Source organism: Rhizobium sp. 768_B6_N1_8 (assembly GCF_051811225.1).
Classification (GTDB): Bacteria; Pseudomonadota; Alphaproteobacteria; order Rhizobiales; family Rhizobiaceae; genus Rhizobium.
On record NZ_JBPWPV010000001.1, the window covers coordinates 2,325,393 to 2,342,146 of the forward strand.

Here is a 16,754-nt window from a genome sequence, read left to right on the forward strand (position 1 = left end):
GCATCCTCTTCACCATCTCGAGCGTTTCAATCCCGCCAGCACCGGTTTCGGAAAGGACACCCGGCAGCCTCACTTCGCTTTCAGTGGCACCGGAAAGTCGTTCATCAGGTCGAGCATGCAGAGGGAAAAATCGAGCTCCGTTTCCTTCGCGCGCACCCGTTCCCCGTTTGGCTTGATATTCGTCACGTCGAGTTCGATCGGAACGGTGATCATCCTGTCCCCGTAAAACTGGATGCGCCCACCCATGCGGGTGATATCCATGCGATTACCCGAGGCGTAAAGTTTTCTCCGGCTCTGATGTCCAGAGCAGCAAGAGGAGGACGCAATGCCGACCATCCTGGCTCATCATGACGTCAAGGACGTCAAACACTGGCTCGCCTCGCCCCGTCGCAAGGAAATTTTCGAACCGATCGGCTGCACGAACATTCGCACCTTCGTCGATCCGCAATCGTCCAACAAGGTTGGCCTCGTCATGGACGTCGCCGATATGGGCCGCCTGGCGGAATTCATGAAGACCAGGCAAGCGGCCGATGCGATGGAATATGACGGCGTATTGCCCGAGACCCTGGTGATCCTCGTTCAATCCTAGCCAAGCGGCTGAGTTCAATCCGTCAGGGATCAACCCGTTCTGTCGGCGTATCGCGCCGGCAATCAATCCCCGCCGCCCATGCATCCTTTTTCCGCCTCGAACGTTTGAACTCCGTCAGCGAAAGAGGAGACCGCAATGGCGAGCACGACAGGCAGGGACGCCATCGAAGGCATGGACGAACTCAGAGACGCGAGCGAGCCCACGCCAGCGCCCGAACGTGAAAAAACCCCCGAACAGGAAAAGGCCGATCAGCACGCGAAGGCCGAGGGTTTTGCGAGTGAGGCGGCCTATGAAGACTATCTGCATGCGGTCGCCGAGGATGCGCCGATAGAGGAGATCGTCGTCGATGTCGAGCGCGCCGCCGCGCGCGAGGAGCTCGAGCGGCAGATCGAGAATGTGCGTTACGAGATCAATAATCTTCGCGCCCGGCTGCACATCATCCGCCATCAGGCGGGCAGCGTGGTGGAAGAAAATATTCGCTGGGCGGATGCGAGCGCCCATGCGCAGCTTGGCGCTTATCCCTGGCTGAAACTGTCTGGCGCCATGGCCGCAGCCTTCCTCGTGGGCAAGGCCTTGCAGCGGCTGCCCTTCGGCTCGCTGGTGACGGCAGCCGCACCGCTGGTGATTGCTGCTGCGCGGGAGAGAGGCCGGTAGGATTGGCCTTTCCATACCGCGTATTCTGCAGCCGCTAGCGCCGGAACTTGCAGATGGCAAGCAGCGACAAATCTTCGCCCGGCCATGGCGGAGTGGCTTCTATCGGGCAGCCGCATTCCAAAAATCGTTCACCTTCGTCATCATCCGGGTGACATCAGTTTCTGACGCGGAACCACTTCCTCCACACGGAAGTCCAGAGTATTGCTCCCAGAACCCCCACTCTCTAAGGTAGCAAGAACAAGGAATGTATTGGGGGCATAAAAATGCAACAGCAGCCAATCACGCCCGTAACACAGTCGGATTTAATTGAGCCTGAAGTTTCAAAGGACATTTGGGACAAAATCGACATACTAGGTAAATTGCTAGGCTCTATTCTAATTCCGCTCACCGTCGCCATTGCTGGATTCTATGTAAATACAGCGTTACAAGATCGCTCAGCTAAGCAAAAAACTGCCGAAATAGCGATAAGTATTCTCCAATCTGATAATCCCGCCACCCCAGAGCTTAGGGCTTGGGCCGAGGGTGTTTTCAGAGATACACTCGCATCAGCTAGTCAACCATTGTCACCAAAGGCGTTGCAAGAGCTGCGCAGCAATCCTCTTCCATCCAACGTCGCAGGTGTGGATCTTGTCAGTGCATTCGAGGGGTTCAGCTCAACCCCCATTCGTGACCCATTTGGCGGGTGGAGCATTGGATTTGGCCACACGGACGGTGTCGGTCCGGACACACCAGCGGTTACCGTGGATCAGGCGAAAGATTTATTAGCCAACGATCTTAAGGCCGCCAACTCGGCCATAGATCAACTCGTTAAAGTTCCACTCTCGCCCAATCAGCGTGAAGCTCTAGTCTCTTTTGTATGGAACGTCGGAGTGAAAAATTTCTCGTCATCCACATTGCTACAAACGCTAAACGCCGGTCAGTATGAAAAGGTACCGGACGAGATGAGGAGATGGGCAATGCGCAGCGGCACCCTTTTGCCTGGGCTAAAAGCGCGTAGGGAGCGTGAAATTTCGGTATGGAACCAGTAAGAACAAAATTGGCTATTCGTAGTCGGTTTTACCGAAGAGTGGATGGTGGTGCTTCGACAGACTTACGAGTCGAAGGCAAAATGGAAGTCGCCGGTGCGGCTCACACTGCCGCGGCTATACCGGAGACCTCCATCTTTGACCGCTGCCCTTCTGCTCCCTCGCCACCGCCGTCTCGCCTCTCATTCTGGCGGCGGCGCGCGAAAGACGCCGGTAAGATCGCCCTGCCCCCATACCGCGTGTCTTGCCGCCGCTAACGCCGAAACTTCCGCCGCGCCGCCCGCATCACGCTTTCTGCGAGGATCACAAGACAGCCAGCCACGAGCAGCACCGCCCCTGCGATCGGGCCGATGAGCGTGGTTTCCACCGCGAGGCCGACGGCGAGCACCAGCAGCAGGCTCAACAGCGCCAGTGCCCCGTCATCGATGAACATGCCGATGAGTTCCTTGAAGGCGATCTTGAGAATGTTCATCGGGCGAGCTCCGCATGCGTATCGTGATATTGCCGCAGCCACCGGACTGCGATGAAGGAGAAGGCGGCGAGCAGGGCGAAGATTCCAAGCAGCGAGAGGTCTTCGCCCGGCCACGGCGTGCCGATGCCCTCGCCGATCCAGAAGATGCCGAAAGCCGTCAGCAGCAGCCCGACGATGAATTTCAGCGTATTTTCCGGCACTGAAGACAGTGGCTTGTGGACGAGAAGCCCGATGACGAGCACCGCGATGCAGGCAATCAGCGCTCCGAGACTTGCATAGGGCAGCATGCCGGGCCGCGCACCTGTCGCGATCACGATGAACACCACTTCGACGCCTTCGAGCAGCACCGCCTTGAAGGCGGCCGTACCGGCCAGAAAATCGGCCCGCCGGTCGGCGGATTGGCGGGCAAGCGCATCCGTTTCCGAGGCAAAGGCCTTCTCTTCGTCATGCAGCGCAATGAAGCCCGCGGCCCTGAGGATCGCCTTTCTCAGCCACCGCATGCCGAACAGGATCAGCAGCGTACCGATGGTAAATTGCAGGATGTCGATCGGGACAAGGCCGAGCAAAGGCCCGAAGACCAGCACCAGCACCGCCAGCACGAAAAGCGCCAGCCCCGTGCCGATAAAGGCCGGCCGCCAGCTCTGTGTCACGCCGACGGCAAGGATGATCGTAAAGGCCTCCACGACTTCCACGAAGGAGCCGAGGAAGGAGGCCGTCATTGTCGAGGTTATGCTTGTGATCGTCGTCATCTTCTACTCGGTTTTCTTGGCTTCGATCCGGACAGGCAGGCGGGAAGGACCGGGCATCGCTGCCTTGGCAGGGAGAATGCCAGCAGCGAACCCGGCATGTCCATCACCCTCATGGATCAGCCCGCAGACACCGGCTCTGTCGGGTGGGAGGATTGCCGTGCGGGATGGATTGGCATGCGGCGGGCGGAGGTCGTGTCACAGGCTGTAGGTCAAAGACCTGTCCTGCCCTTTTCCGCGATCTTACAAATCCGTAAGCGCTCGCCTCGCCCCTCATGGCTGACCCATGACAGAGCGAGGCGAGCACGTCAGGCAGCCCTTAACGCAATGGCTCTTCCGGGCTGCCTTCGATCTCGGGTTCGTAGTTGAAGCTCATGTAGATGACGATGAAGGCGATGATCGCGAGGAACATCAGGCTCGTATAGATCGTGCCGAGCCCGAGGCCGCCATAGTCCGATGGCTGCGAGAGATAGTCGCCGAGCGAGGCGCCGAGCGGCCGGGTGAAGATATAGGCGAGCCAGAAGGACAGGATGCCATCGAGCCTGAATGCATAATGGGCAAAGGCGATGACGGCGATGATGGCGCCGAAGATCAGGCCCGTCGTGATGTAGCCGAAGCCGAACACCTCGGAGATCAGGTCGCCGACGGCAGTTCCGAGCGCGAAGGTGAAGAGCACCACCAGCCAGTAGAAGGCTTCCCGTCGTGTCGTGAAGATCGAGTGGATCGACAGCGTGCCCTCCTTCGCCTTCCAGAAGATGAAAGTGACGATCAGCGCGATCGAGAAGGCGATGGTCGAGGTCAGAAGCGGCACGCCGAAATTATCGGTGAGATTATCCGTCACCAGCGTGCCGACGACGCTGATCAGCACCACCGCCAGCCAATAGACCCAGGGAACGTAACGCCTCTGGGTAAACTGCAGCACGATTGCGCCGATGAGGATGGCGGTCATGATGATGGAGGTTACCGTCAGGCCGAGGCCCATATTGACCGCCAGATAATCGGCCGCCGTCTCGCCCATCGTCACCGCCATCAGCTTGATCAGCCAGAAATCGACGGTGACGCGCGGCACGCGGTTGATGTCATCAGCCGGCATATTCGCCGGCCCGTCTGATGATCTTTCTGCCATTGGATCTCTCCTCGCTTGCTGCAATCACTTGCCCATCAGCGCCATGGCTTCGGTCAGGAACTTGTCCGAGCGGGTATCGTCATCGGCATTGCAGCGCTCGACGGCTTTCGCTTCGAGATCGTTGACCTTGGCCATGTCGGCATCGCTGAGCTTGGCCTTCGCCTTGGCGGCGCGCATATCCTTCAGCATGTCTTCGCAGGGCACGGTGGCGGCATGGGCGGGCATGGCAACGGCGATGACGCCGGCCATGACGAGGGCATTGAGCAGGCCTGCGCCAACTAGTGTCGTTGGGAATGTCTTCATGGGATATCTCCTTGAATGCGGCGCCCCGGCGCCGGCGTTTGAACAGCGGTGGCGTTCGTGTTTCCGCCACCCCTGTCTCTGCTTCTAGCCGCCGGTCCATACACAGCCTTTGCCGGGAAGATACGCTTTCGTAAGAAAGGTCCGGTTGCAGGAAGAGCCGGGATCGGACCGGTTCCGCCGACTTACGAATCCGTAAGAATTCGACAAGGCGGAGGACACAATTTTGCGCGAATTGTGCCGCGTGAGAGTAATCTTCCGATCAGGTGAAGGGTTTGGACCGGCCATGCGCATTCTTGTCGTCGAGGACGATAAAAAGACGGCCGATTTTGTCGCTCGCGGCATGATCGAGGCGGGCCACGTCTGCGACGTCATCGACGACGGGCGCGACGCGCTTTTCCAGGCGACACGTGAGCAATATGACGTGCTGGTCGTCGACAGGATGGTGCCCGGCCTGGACGGACTGTCGCTGATCAAGGCGGTGCGCGCCGCAAGGATCGGCACGCCGGCAATTTTCCTCACCTCGGTCAGCGGCGTCGACGACCGCGTCGAAGGGCTGGAGGCCGGCGGCGACGATTACCTCACCAAGCCCTTCGCCTTTTCCGAGCTGCTCGCCCGCGTCAATGCGCTGGCGCGCCGCCCGCCCGTGCAGGACCAGAAGACGGTGCTGCGTGTGGCTGATCTCGAACTCGACCTTGTGCGCCGGCAGGTGACGCGACAGGGCCAGACGATCGAACTGCAGCCGCGCGAATTCACCCTGCTCGAAGTGCTGATGCGTGGCGAAGGCCGGGTGCTGACCCGCACCATGCTGCTCGAACGCGTCTGGGATTTTCACTTCGACCCGAAGACCAGCGTCGTCGAAACCCATGTCAGCCGCCTGCGCGCCAAGATCGACCGGCCTTTCGACATCCCGCTGCTTCATACCGTGCGCAACACCGGATACAGCCTGCATGCGCCGCGCTAGAGCATCGGACCGAAAAGTGTGTAGCGGTTTTCAGATAATCCGATGCTTGAGCAAAAGAGCATCGGACCGAAAAGTGTGTAGCGGTTTTCGGATAATCCGATGCTTGAGCAAAAGACCATCGGACCGAAAAGTGCGCAGCGGTTTTCGGGTAATCCGATGCTGATGGAAAAAGCCGCTTCCAGGAAAAGCTCCAGGCTGCTGCGCAGCACGCCCTTCCGGCTGGCGCTGGCCTTCGGCCTGCTTTTCATCCTGGCCTTTCTGGTGGCCGGCATCATCACCTACCAGCTCCTGAAACGCGATCTGGCCGAGGCGCTGGACGATTCCGTGCGCGAGACCTATTCGGTCGTCGCCTCCACCTATTCACCGGCCGACATCGAAGACCTCGTTGCCGCTGTCGCAGCCTATGCCCGCCTCAACAATGCCGAAGACAGCATTTTCCTGCTTTCGGGCGAAAAGGGTAAGCGGCTTGCCGGCAATGTCTCGCCGTTTGCGGCAGAAGACGGCCTTTCGACCATCGAGGCCGGCGACATCGGACAGAAGGGCGACGACCGCATCCGCATTCTGGCAGGCACCGTTGGCGGCAACCGGCTGATCGTCGGCGAGAGCTTTGCCGAAACCGAGGATCTGGAACATATCGCGCTGATGAGCTTCGGCTGGGCCACCGGCGGCATCATCATTCTCGCCTGCGGCGGCGGCGCTTTTCTCGCCGCCCGCGCCCAGCGCCGGCTCGACGGCATCGAGCGGGCGATGAGCGATGTTTCGGGCGGCGATCTGGCGCGGCGCATTCCGCTCGAAGGCAATGGCGATGATATCGATGTCGTCGCAACCCATATGAACCAGGCGCTGGACCGGCTTTCGGCCCTCGTCGAAGGCATGCGGCAGGTGAGCGCCGATATCGCCCATGACCTGAAGACACCGCTCAACCGCCTGAAGATGACCGTCGAGCAGGCAATCGAACAGGGCGGGCGCGGTGAGGATGTCCAGACCCTGCTGATCGACGCCCGCGAGGAAAGCGACCGTATCAACGCCACGTTCGAGGCGCTGTTGCGCATCTCGCAGATCGAGGCCGGCGCCCGCAAGGCGCGCTTCCGGCCGGTCGATATCAGCGACATCATGGGTTCGGTTGCGGAAATCTACAGCAGCGTTGCAGAGGATAGCGGCCAGTCGCTCAATTTCACCACCAGGCCCGCCTCCCCCTGCATGGTCAATGGCGACCGCGAACTGCTGACCCAGCTCTTCGTCAACCTCGTGGAAAATGCCATCAACCATTGCCCGCCGATGACCAGGATCACGCTTGCGCTGCGGGCCGAGGATGACGGCTTTTCGGCCAGTATTTCCGACGACGGCCCCGGCATTCCCGAAGCGGAGCGCGAACTCGTCTTCCGCCGCCTCTACCGCCTCGACAAGAGCCGCACGACATCAGGCAGCGGCCTGGGCCTCAGCCTCGTCAAGGCAATCGCCGATCTGCATGCCGCCCACATCACGCTCACCGACCGGCATCCCGGCCTCGGCATCACCCTCCTCTTTCCCGCCCAATACCAAGGATAAAAATGAAAAGACGTTGGAGAAGTCTGGAGCAATTCCAGCAAAAGTGTGTAGCGGTTTTGCGTCCGGAATTGCGCAAAGAGACAAAGCGAAAGCATGTCCGCATCTACGGACGTGCTTTTGCCGCTTTCGGCGTCGCCGCCCTGTTGTTCGGCGGCTACCTCGGCGGGCTGCAACTGCTTGGCAATTTCCATGAAGTGCTGCCGGGCGAACTCTACCGCTCCGCCCAGCCCTCAGGCGCCGATATCGACACCTACGTCGCCCGCTACGGCATCAAGACCATCCTCAACCTGCGCGGCGAAAACACCGCCAACTGGTACATGCAGGAAACCGAGGCAGCGAAGAAAGACGGCATCACCCATATCGACTACGGGCTTTCCGCCTCCACGGAGGTGACGGCCGAGCAGGCGCACGAACTGCTGACCCTGCTGCGCAACGCCCCAAAGCCGATCCTCATCCACTGCCAGGCCGGCGCCGACCGCACCGGCCTCGTCTCCGTCCTCTACCTGCAACAGATCGCCGGCCTCGACGAGGAAAGCGCCGAGAGGCAGCTTTCGGTCCGCTACGGCCATATCGGCATCCCCTATCTCTCGGCGGCCTTCGCCATGGATGCGAGCTGGGAAAAGCTCGAGAAGGTTTTCGGGATCGATAGCTAGGGCTTGCTCTCTTGGGTGGAGTGCCAACAAGCCCGGGCCTGAAAAGGACGACCATGCGGCGGGACAGCTATTCAAATTTCCGGACACGCGGGAGTTTTCGGGGACGCATTACGTCTTCAACAACACCCGCGTCGTGAGTAAACCTGTCTCGGAACTCAAGAAGCTAAAACCGGCAAGACGATCTTCATTTTCGGCAGCGCGGAACTGGCGGATTCACTTCTGAGGGAAGACCTAGTGGACGAAATCCGAATCTGCCTTGTGGCCGTCATCCTCGGCGGCGGCAACCCGCATTTCAAACCGGCGGGCCGGCAGCTTCCACTGAAGCTACTCGACAGCACGACGACCGCAGCCGGCGCAGTTATCCTGCGCTATGAGCCGGTCAAGGCGTACCCCCCGCCGGCTTGGATTATTCCTTCGGCGGCCCGCCCCGCCGCTCCAGCGCCGTCTTGCGGATGGTCTCCGCGATGTCAGGACTACTGCTCGACAACATCTGGAAATCCACGACGTAGAGCGACAGCAGCGATACCTCGGTTGCTGCGCTGACCGTCGCTGAGCGCGGTTCGCCGCTGATCAGCGCCATCTCGCCAAAGAAGTTTCCGGCACCGAGTTCCACTGGATGGTCGGGTGTCGCCACGGTGACCCGCCCCTCGACAATGAAGAACATCTGATCGCCAACATCGCCCTTGCGGCAGATCACGGCACCTGCGGGGACAATGCGCGGCCGCAACGCCCGAACGATCTCGATCAGTGCAGCGGAACCAAGCTTCTGGAACAGGGGTACGGCAGCGATCAATTGCCAGTTGCGAACGAAGTCTTGGCGGCGAACCTCTTCGTAGAAGCCGGTGGCGAGGATGCCGGCCCAAAGTGCAAAAATACCGATCCCGCTCATCATCACCAATCCGGCCAGAACTCGACCTGCAAGGCTCTGCGGGATCTCGTCACCGTAGCCGGTCGTCGACAGCGTCACGACCGCCCACCACATCGCCTGCGGAATGCTGCCGAACGTATCGGGCTGGACGTCTCGCTCGATGATATAACCGGCCAACGCAGCACCAAAAAGAACGATGCCGAACACCGATGTCACGCCAAGCAGATTGCGCGATTCATTCGCGACCACCTTTGCCAGCAGCCTGAAAAAGGTCGAGTCGCGCAACGGCTTGAGAAGCCAAATGGCGCAATAGAGGTTTCGATCACGGGACCCAACGAACAAGAATGCAGCAGCCGGAACCAGAACCGCGAGCAAATCGATCACGAGGGCCGGCATCCCGCCCGACAAGCGGTGTCGCCGTGAAAGCAATGTGCCGCTCAATTGGAGGACATAAGCAAGCCAAATTGCCGCGAGTAGCAGCTCAAAGACAAGCCTCTCCTGACCAGTAAGGCCCTGCGTCGTCAGTGCGGCAACGACCAAGAGACCGATTGTAGCGAACAGCGCGTTGAGCGGCGTCGAAATCTTTGAGAATGGCACTGCCGACATTAGATACTCCCAACCGCCCGGCATTCGTCGACAATAGATACCTTCGGACCACACGCAAGGGAGGTTGGGTGGCGCCTCGTTCAAAAGCAGCCTACCAGGCCTCCATAAGAACCCTCACGCCCCCCCGCCCTGCCCCTCTCCATCCGCCCGCACAACGAAACGCTTCGACACCAGCCAGCACAGCAGCGCCCAGAGCGAGCCGGCGACCCAGCCGGCCACCACATCCGTCGGATAATGGACGCCGAGATAGATGCGGCTGAGGCCGATCGTGACGGCGAGGAAGATGCCTGCCCCCATGACGAAGATGCGCGTGGCGCGGAAGCGCTGCGTGCGGGCGAGAAGCGCCCCGAGCGTGAGGTAGGTGACGGCAGAGACCATCGCATGGCCGCTCGGGAAGCTCAGATCGTTGACATCGACGAGATGCGGAACAACGTCGGGCCTCGCGCGCGCAATGATGATCTTGAGACCCGTGCTCGCCAGCCAGCCCGAGAGAACCGAGAGGAACAGGAAGACGGCGATGACAGTCTTGCGGTCGAGCAGCAGATAGGCTGTCGCAAGCAATGTCAGCAGCGTCAGGACGGTGACACCGCCGAGGCTGGTAATGTCGCCCATCGCATGAACGAGCCATTGCGGGCCGATCGGCCGGCCGAGATCGCCGGGCTGGCGCAGCCAGAGCAGGATCGTCTGGTCGAAGCCAAGCGTTTCGCCTTCCAGCACCTCGCTCGTCAGCCGCTGCAGCAGGAAGAGGCCGCCGGCAATGCAGGCAAAGGTGATGAGTGTCATCGGCTCATACTGGTTCAGCCAGGTCTTGATACGCTGCATTCTTCTCCATTCCCTGGAGCGCCGTGCGTCCATTCGGACGCACTAGGGACGCTCTACTTCTTTGAATCTACGCATCAGCCCCCCCGAAAATCGATCCCGATTTTCGGGCCGATGCCGTAGGGATATTGAACCCATCAACTGTGTGCAGCGGCTCACTTTTGCAAGGGCCGCCGTACCCGAGATCCGCCCGCAGATCGCGCACGCCGCGGCCGAGCCAAGCGGTCCGTCACGACGGCAGGCCGGCACGGTCACATCAGGCTCACGGAACTTTGTACTCACCCCTTCATCTACCGCGTTCTCTACCTTCGTATAGTTACAAATCCCGGCTAACCCGGTGATCCTGACGGGGCTGAAAACAGTCACTCTTGGACAACGGAGAGGTGGTCATGGAACGGAGCACGCCCTGCCAGGCGATGAGGCCGCTCGCTTATGCTGACGATCCGCCCGTGCGCGTCACGCGTCCGCCTCGCTCGCCGGACGCGCAGTGAATACCAGTTCAAGCAAGCCCATAAGATCATGTCCGTCCTAACGACCCCGCCGTCAAATCCGCAAAGGCAACAATGACATGCATAAGACATTATGGGCCGCGGCCTTCGCCCTGGCCGTTTCCGCCGCGCCCTCGCTTGCTGCTTCCGCCAACGAGAAACCACTGAACGCTCAGACCACGGACAGGATCAAATCAGAGTTCTCCAGGCTGATGGAGCTCGCCAACCGGCACGACTTCAAGGGTCTTCACGGGATGTTCTGGCAATCCCCCTCAGCCCTCCTTGTCGCCAAGAGCGCCGTTCCCGCCGAGGGAAACTGGGCAGGTTTCTGGGGCAACGAAGCGATCGACCGGAAGCTGCACGATATCGGCACATCCGGCCCGGTCGTGCTCGAGCCGGATTACGCGAAGCTCAAGATCGTCGGTTTGACGCCTGACGTGGCGGAATCCTACGCGCCGATGAACATCACCGTCTCCTATGCCGGCCAGGACGGGACGCCCAAACCGTTCCTGATGATCATCGACTGGCTTCATATCGGAAAGGACTGGAAGGTTGCTTCAGAAATCATTCTGCCGGTGCCGCCGGCACCCGCTGCCAAGGGTTAGCTGCCCGCAAACTGATCCCACCAACCCCTGAACCAACCGCCGCCTGTGGCCGGCAGGAACCCCTCCTGTGGCACAGGGTTGCGGCAGAAAGGACCCCAAAATGTCCGGTACCACGAAAAGCCTGGTAATCTCACTTGGCCTCGCCCTGATCTCGCTATCGGCTGCAGAGGCAAAGACGCCGTCGCCTGCCACGATCGTGACCAGCGGACAGCAGAAGCTGTTTGCGGACGCTGACGGCCAATCGCTCTACACCTTCGACAAGGACCAGCCCGGCAAGTCATCCTGCACCCTGCTGTGTGCCCTCGCCTGGCCTCCCTTTGTCGCACCGGCCGGCGCCAAGGCATCCGGTCCCTGGAGCGTTGTCACGCGACCGACCGGGGTAACCCAGTGGGCCTATAACGGCTCGCCGCTATACACCTATCACTTCGATTCCATGCGTGGAGATATTCACGGTGACGGGGCCGAAGGCGTCTGGCATCTCGCCAAGCCGTGACGCCATGGTGCCGGATGCGGCACCGGCAAAATCACCGACATCATGACGAACCATCGTCGCACCCCGCGAAAACCGCGGTGTGCGACGACATGGAGATGATGGATGGCGAGTTCCGGACTGGCGGCAGGGCAAGTGCAATCGAATATACCGCACCCGAAAAAACCTCGGCATCATGTAGCAGATGTCACCGAAGCCCGCTCATGGCCCAACGCGATCGTTGTTGCATGCCGCTTTGACCATTCCGGCCAATTCCCTCTCGTGTTAGGTTGCAGGTATGAGCCGAGACGCCGCTATTGCCAGAGCAGAGTCTTACTTCGCTTCCGGCGATTTTCGGAAGGATCTGGCGCGACGTGTCGCGATGCCGACCGAGAGCCAGAACCCTGATCGTGCACCGGTTCTCGATCAGTATCTCGATAGTGAGATGACACCCGCCTTTGAAGCCCTTGGCTTTCAATGTCGCAAGCTTTCCCAAAACGGCTGGCCTTTCCTTTACGTCGAGCGCCACGAGGACGCCCTTCGGCCGACGGTGCTGGGTTATGGCCACGGTGACGTCATACGGGGGCTCGATAATGAATGGGCCGACGGTCTCTCTCCCTGGCAACTCATCGAGCGGGACGGCAGGTGGTACGGTCGCGGTGTCGCCGACAATAAAGGTCAGCATACCATCAACATCGGCGCGCTCCGGGCCGTATTGGAGACGCGCGGGAGACTCGGATTCAATGCCAAGTATCTGATTGAGATGGGGGAGGAAAGAATTTCCCCAGGCCTGCATGCACTGGTTGACGCCCATAAGGAATTATTCCGCGCCGACGTGCTGATCGCTTCGGATGGTCCCCGACTTTCCGCCGCGCGGCCGACCGTCTTTCTGGGATCTCGCGGCGCGATCAGCTTTGACATCTGGATCGATGCGCGCAAGGGCGGCCATCATTCCGGCAACTGGGGCGGTCTTCTCTCCGATCCTGCAATCCAGCTTGCCCACGCGATCGCCAGCATCACTGAGCCCTCTGGCAAGATTCTTGTTCCGGAATGGCTTCCGGTGAGTATCCCGGACAATGTTCGTCGAGTGCTTGCGGATTGTGAGGTCGAGAGCGATGCCGAAGGCCCGCAGATTGATCCGAACTGGGGCGAGCCTGGGCTGACGGCAGCGGAAAAGCTGTTCGCCTGGTGTTCATTTGCTGTACTCGCCTTCGAGGCCGGAAACCCGAGAACGCCTGTTGGGGCTATCCCTGCAAGAGCCTGGGCCCGCTGTCAGTTACGGTTCGTCGTCGGTATTGACGTGGAAAATGTCTTGCCGGCTCTTCGCCGTCACCTGGATCGTCACGGTTTTTCCCAGGTTCAAATAGCGCAGGCGAGCGATGAGGTCTTTCGTGCCACGAGGCTCGATCCTGAGCATCCTTGGGTCAACTGGGTAGTGGACTCGATCGGCCGTACAACAGGGAAAAAGCCGGCAATACTGCCGAACCTCGGCGCCTCGCTGCCGAATGATGCCTTCTCTGAAACTCTGCAGCTTCCGACCGTGTGGATACCGCACTCGTATCCGGGGTGCTCTCAGCATGCGCCGAACGAGCACCTGCCCATGAATATCGCGCGTGAAGGACTCGCGTTGATGGCCGGGCTTTATTGGGACCTCGGAGAGCGAAGCGTTCCGGCAGTATCAAGTGGCAATCTGGCTCGTAAATGAGCGCGCGGTTGATGGCATGTGCTGCATAAGAGCGCAAATCTTGCCCAGCTGCGCAATTCGTTCCAATGATAGCGAGCTCAGATTCGCGCCAAAGGCGCTACAGGTGAGCCCCTTTGCATCCTCCCAAATCAGAGCCTCCGAAAAAGGGAAGAGAATGAAAAAACTGCCCGGCGCCGCCCTTGTGTTTGCGATTGCTGTTTACGGCGCGGGAGCACGGGCGGATGATACGGCACCGCCATCCTATGCCGATACGACACTGACAGGCGATTGGCACGGCTACCGCAATTGGCTGCGGGACCAGGGCGTCACGTTCACGATGTCGCAGACCAGCGATGTGCTCGGCAACGTATCGGGCGGCGTGAGAAGAGGAACGGCCTATGACGGTCTTTTCCAATTGCAGGGCGATTTCGACATGGGCCGCTTGGCAGGCTGGACCGGCGGCGCCATTCATATTTCCGGTTATGCGATCCAGGGACAGGGCCTGTCCGGCAAGGATGTCGGCAATCTTCTGACCGTAACCTCGGTGGAGGCCGATCCCGGCTTCAGGCTGGGCGAATTCTATCTCTCGCAGAGCCTTATGAACAACACGGTGACGGTGAAGCTCGGGCAAATCCTGGCGGACCAGAATTTCGCGATCAGCAATACGGCCAGCCTTTTCGTCAACTCGACATTCGGATGGCCCGGCATTTTTGCCGCGGATCTGCCCGGAGGAGGACCGGCCTATCCCTTCGCCGTTCCGGGCGCTCAGATCATCATCAAGCCTGACGATGCCTGGACGCTGCAGGCTGCCGTCTTCAATGGCAGCCCAACCGGTTCGGACCCCGATGGCAATGCCAATGGACTGGGGTTTCCGGTTGGCGATGGCGTGCTTGCGATTGCCGAGGCGGCCTATGCCTATACGCCAGGAAAGGGCGAGCCCGGCTTGCCGGGCACCTACAAGATCGGCGCTTGGTATAATTCGGAGCAGTTCGACAGTTTGTCCACCGCATCGAACGGCGTTTCGCTCGCCGATCCCCTGTCGAGCGGCAGCCCGCGCCAGCTCTCGGGCAATTTTGCTGTTTATGCCGTTGTCGATCAGACGCTCTGGCAGGAGCCCGGGAGTACGGACAATGGCCTCAATGGATTTGTCCGTATCGCGGTTGCGCCGCAGCAGGAGCGCAACAGCATGAACTGGTATTTTGATCTGGGCCTTGCCTATAAGGGGCTTCTGCCGGGCCGCGACAATGACACAGCCGGCGTGAGCTTTGCCTATGCCAGCATGAGTTCGGGCATGTCGGATCTGGTAAGGGCCGAGAATGCCTTCAACGGGACGTCGCAGCCGGTTCCAAGCTCCGAGGCCGCGATCGAAGCCACATATCAGGCGGCCATCACGCCATGGTTTACGGCCCAGCCATTCTTTCAATATGTCATCCGACCCGGCGGCAATGCAGCCGATCCCGACAAGCCGAATTCGCGGATACAGAATGCAGCGATTTTTGGTTTCAGGGCCGTGACATCCTTTTGAGAGCGGCGACCGGCAGCCACGGCGAGCCGATCAAAGCCGGATGGCGGTCTCTTCTTTCGCCGTGCGGATAACGATCATGGTGAAAAAGCGGGCGACATTGTTTTCGTCGCGGAAAAGCCTGTCGCACAGAGCATCGAATTCTTCCATATCGCGCAGGCGCAGCATCAGGACGACATCGGTTTCGCCAGTGACGGAATAGGCTTGCGAAACGGCCTCTTCGGCGACCGCGATATCCAGAAAGCGGCGCATATGCGCCTCGCCATGCAACTTCATTTCCACCGTCACCAGCGCCTTGATCCCGCGTCCGGCCCTGGCGGGATTGAGGATTGCCACGATACGGTCGATCACACCCGATTTGTGGAGCCGCTGCACGCGGCGCAGGCAGCTGGAAGGAGACAGGCCCACCTCCTCGGCCATATCGATATTCGTGCGCGATGCGTCGCGCTGCATCAGGTTCAGAAGTTTGCGGTCGATACGATCCATGCCAGCGAGCATACCGGTTGAACGCGTCTTTGCAATAAAATTGCATAGACCTGCAATCTTTGACCACAAATTCGAAGCGAACGGGGCTAACAGATTGAGGCACCATCAGGGGGTCTCAAATGTCGTTCTTATCGCTCATCCGCCGCAACACCCAGGAAACACTCGTAATTTACTGGGTGCTTGTCCGCATCACGGTTCCGATCGCTGTTGCGGCCGAGCTCTTGTCGAGGATGGGGGCGGTCAAGGCGGTCGCCCCCGTCTTTGCGCCCGTCATGAACCTGATCGGGCTGCCTCCGGAGCTGGGCGTGGCCTGGCTGACGGGCATGCTGGTGGGGATCTGGGGTGCCGTTCCGCTCGTTTTCACCCTCGTTCCCGCATCCTCGCTCAGCGTCGCAGACATCACGGTATTTTCGGCGCTCATCCTGTTTGCACATGGTCTGCCGATCGAGCAGAAGATCATCCAGAAGGCGGGGCCAGGAATGATCGCGACGACCACACTGCGCATTGCGGGCGGCCTGCTCTATGCCTTCCTGCTGCACCATGTTCTGATGGCGACAGGCTGGCTGTCTGGCCCTGCCAATCCTGTCTGGCTGCCGATGAGCGCAACGCCCGACTGGGCCGACTATATCAGGGGGCTTGCCGAGACCATGGTCTGGATGCTGGTCATCCTCGTCGTCCTGTCCTGGGGCCTTGAAATCCTCAAGGTGACCGGGCTGCTGGGCCTGATGATGAAGGCGCTTTCGCCTGTGCTGCGCCTCGCCGGCATTCGGGGAGAGGCCGAACATCTCACGGCTATCGGCCTGTTTCTGGGCATTTCCTACGGCGCCGGCCTGCTGATCCGCGAGGCGCAATCGGGAGCGATATCGCCGCGCCAGATCTTTCTGTCATGCGTGTTCATGGGCTTTGCGCATAGCGTGATAGAGGACACGATCGTGGTGATCTCGCTCGGCGCGGATCTGCATGGCGTTCTGACCGGCCGGCTCATCTTCGCCGTAGCGGCATGCGCAGCGATTGCCGCCCTGCTGCGCCGCCTGCCCGACAAGGCATTCTTCACGCAGATGTTTCGCCTGGGGAATATGGAAGTCGAGAGACGATGAACTTGCGGACGTCTGCCGCAACACTTTCCCGGC

The 16,754-nt window shown here is 60.2% G+C and carries 19 protein-coding genes and 1 pseudogene; 12 read left to right on the forward strand and 8 right to left on the reverse strand.

Going from position 1 to position 16,754, the window contains the following annotated elements:
• Positions 1-69: 69 nt before the first annotated feature.
• A complete protein-coding gene (locus tag AB8B33_RS11930) occupies positions 70-261 on the reverse strand; it encodes a hypothetical protein (RefSeq protein WP_439015521.1) in 192 nt (63 codons plus the stop codon).
• Between the two features lie 64 nt (positions 262-325).
• Between AB8B33_RS11930 and AB8B33_RS11935 the strand changes: the two genes are divergently transcribed.
• The 3 genes from AB8B33_RS11935 (at position 326) to AB8B33_RS11945 (ending at position 2,271) form a co-directional block, all read left to right on the forward strand.
• Positions 326-589 (forward strand): hypothetical protein, encoded by a 264-nt coding sequence (locus AB8B33_RS11935; RefSeq protein WP_113325044.1) that lies wholly within the window; start codon positions 326-328, stop codon positions 587-589.
• A 135-nt stretch (positions 590-724) separates the two neighbouring features.
• Positions 725-1,243 (forward strand): hypothetical protein, encoded by a 519-nt coding sequence (locus AB8B33_RS11940; protein ID WP_439015522.1) that lies wholly within the window; start codon positions 725-727, stop codon positions 1,241-1,243.
• A 263-nt stretch (positions 1,244-1,506) separates the two neighbouring features.
• Positions 1,507-2,271: a lysozyme gene (locus AB8B33_RS11945; protein ID WP_439015523.1), complete on the forward strand. Its 765-nt coding sequence runs from the start codon at positions 1,507-1,509 to the stop codon at positions 2,269-2,271.
• 250 nt (positions 2,272-2,521) lie between these two features.
• Here the strand turns inward: AB8B33_RS11945 and AB8B33_RS11950 are convergent, their stop codons facing one another.
• The 4 genes from AB8B33_RS11950 to AB8B33_RS11965 all read right to left on the reverse strand — a co-directional run bounded on the left by AB8B33_RS11950 (position 2,522) and on the right by AB8B33_RS11965 (position 4,915).
• Positions 2,522-2,740, reverse strand: coding sequence for a hypothetical protein (locus AB8B33_RS11950; protein WP_439015524.1), 219 nt, complete (start codon positions 2,738-2,740; stop codon positions 2,522-2,524).
• Positions 2,737-3,489: a COG4280 domain-containing protein gene (locus AB8B33_RS11955; protein WP_439015525.1), complete on the reverse strand. Its 753-nt coding sequence runs from the start codon at positions 3,487-3,489 to the stop codon at positions 2,737-2,739. Before AB8B33_RS11955 ends, AB8B33_RS11950 begins: the two co-directional genes overlap by 4 nt.
• A 316-nt stretch (positions 3,490-3,805) precedes the next feature.
• Entirely contained in the window at positions 3,806-4,612 is an 807-nt protein-coding gene (locus tag AB8B33_RS11960) for a COG4705 family protein (RefSeq protein WP_439015526.1), read from the reverse strand.
• 24 nt (positions 4,613-4,636) lie between these two features.
• Positions 4,637-4,915 carry a hypothetical protein gene (locus AB8B33_RS11965; protein WP_439015527.1) on the reverse strand — a complete coding sequence of 93 codons (279 nt, stop codon included), beginning with the start codon at positions 4,913-4,915 and terminating at the stop codon, positions 4,637-4,639.
• A 283-nt stretch (positions 4,916-5,198) separates the two neighbouring features.
• On the opposite strand from AB8B33_RS11965, the gene AB8B33_RS11970 reads away from it, so the two are divergent.
• From AB8B33_RS11970 to AB8B33_RS11985, 4 genes and pseudogenes are all read left to right on the forward strand, one after another.
• Positions 5,199-5,876 carry a response regulator transcription factor gene (locus AB8B33_RS11970; RefSeq protein WP_037109214.1) on the forward strand — a complete coding sequence of 226 codons (678 nt, stop codon included), beginning with the start codon at positions 5,199-5,201 and terminating at the stop codon, positions 5,874-5,876.
• Between the two features lie 99 nt (positions 5,877-5,975).
• Entirely contained in the window at positions 5,976-7,424 is a 1,449-nt protein-coding gene (locus tag AB8B33_RS11975) for an ATP-binding protein (RefSeq protein ID WP_439015528.1), read from the forward strand.
• 68 nt (positions 7,425-7,492) lie between these two features.
• Positions 7,493-8,077, forward strand: a complete 585-nt coding sequence (locus AB8B33_RS11980; RefSeq protein ID WP_439015529.1) for a dual specificity protein phosphatase family protein — start codon at positions 7,493-7,495, stop codon at positions 8,075-8,077.
• Between the two features lie 115 nt (positions 8,078-8,192).
• Positions 8,193-8,464: pseudogene (locus AB8B33_RS11985) on the forward strand (dihydrofolate reductase family protein); the annotation flags it as partial.
• A gap of 19 nt (positions 8,465-8,483) precedes the next feature.
• On the opposite strand, the gene AB8B33_RS11990 reads toward AB8B33_RS11985, so the two are convergent.
• On the reverse strand, positions 8,484-9,551 hold the full coding sequence (locus tag AB8B33_RS11990) for a cyclic nucleotide-gated ion channel (protein ID WP_439017243.1): 1,068 nt from the start codon (positions 9,549-9,551) through the stop codon (positions 8,484-8,486).
• Positions 9,552-9,665: 114 nt separating this feature from the next.
• Positions 9,666-10,373 (reverse strand): phosphatase PAP2 family protein, encoded by a 708-nt coding sequence (locus AB8B33_RS11995; RefSeq protein WP_439015530.1) that lies wholly within the window; start codon positions 10,371-10,373, stop codon positions 9,666-9,668.
• Between the two features lie 565 nt (positions 10,374-10,938).
• On the opposite strand from AB8B33_RS11995, the gene AB8B33_RS12000 reads away from it, so the two are divergent.
• From AB8B33_RS12000 to AB8B33_RS12015, 4 genes are all read left to right on the forward strand, one after another.
• On the forward strand, positions 10,939-11,463 hold the full coding sequence (locus tag AB8B33_RS12000; RefSeq protein ID WP_439015531.1) for a hypothetical protein: 525 nt from the start codon (positions 10,939-10,941) through the stop codon (positions 11,461-11,463).
• Between the two features lie 100 nt (positions 11,464-11,563).
• Complete coding sequence (locus AB8B33_RS12005) at positions 11,564-11,956, forward strand: hypothetical protein (RefSeq protein ID WP_439015532.1); 393 nt, start codon at positions 11,564-11,566, stop codon at positions 11,954-11,956.
• Positions 11,957-12,230: 274 nt separating this feature from the next.
• On the forward strand, positions 12,231-13,637 hold the full coding sequence (locus tag AB8B33_RS12010) for a M20 family metallopeptidase (RefSeq protein WP_439015533.1): 1,407 nt from the start codon (positions 12,231-12,233) through the stop codon (positions 13,635-13,637).
• Positions 13,638-13,791: 154 nt separating this feature from the next.
• Positions 13,792-15,141 (forward strand): carbohydrate porin, encoded by a 1,350-nt coding sequence (locus AB8B33_RS12015; protein WP_439015534.1) that lies wholly within the window; start codon positions 13,792-13,794, stop codon positions 15,139-15,141.
• 30 nt (positions 15,142-15,171) lie between these two features.
• Here the strand turns inward: AB8B33_RS12015 and AB8B33_RS12020 are convergent, their stop codons facing one another.
• On the reverse strand, positions 15,172-15,624 hold the full coding sequence (locus AB8B33_RS12020) for an Lrp/AsnC family transcriptional regulator (protein WP_113325324.1): 453 nt from the start codon (positions 15,622-15,624) through the stop codon (positions 15,172-15,174).
• Positions 15,625-15,743: 119 nt separating this feature from the next.
• Between AB8B33_RS12020 and AB8B33_RS12025 the strand changes: the two genes are divergently transcribed.
• Positions 15,744-16,721, forward strand: coding sequence for a nucleoside recognition domain-containing protein (locus tag AB8B33_RS12025; protein WP_439015535.1), 978 nt, complete (start codon positions 15,744-15,746; stop codon positions 16,719-16,721).
• The last annotated feature ends 33 nt before the right edge of the window (positions 16,722-16,754 follow it).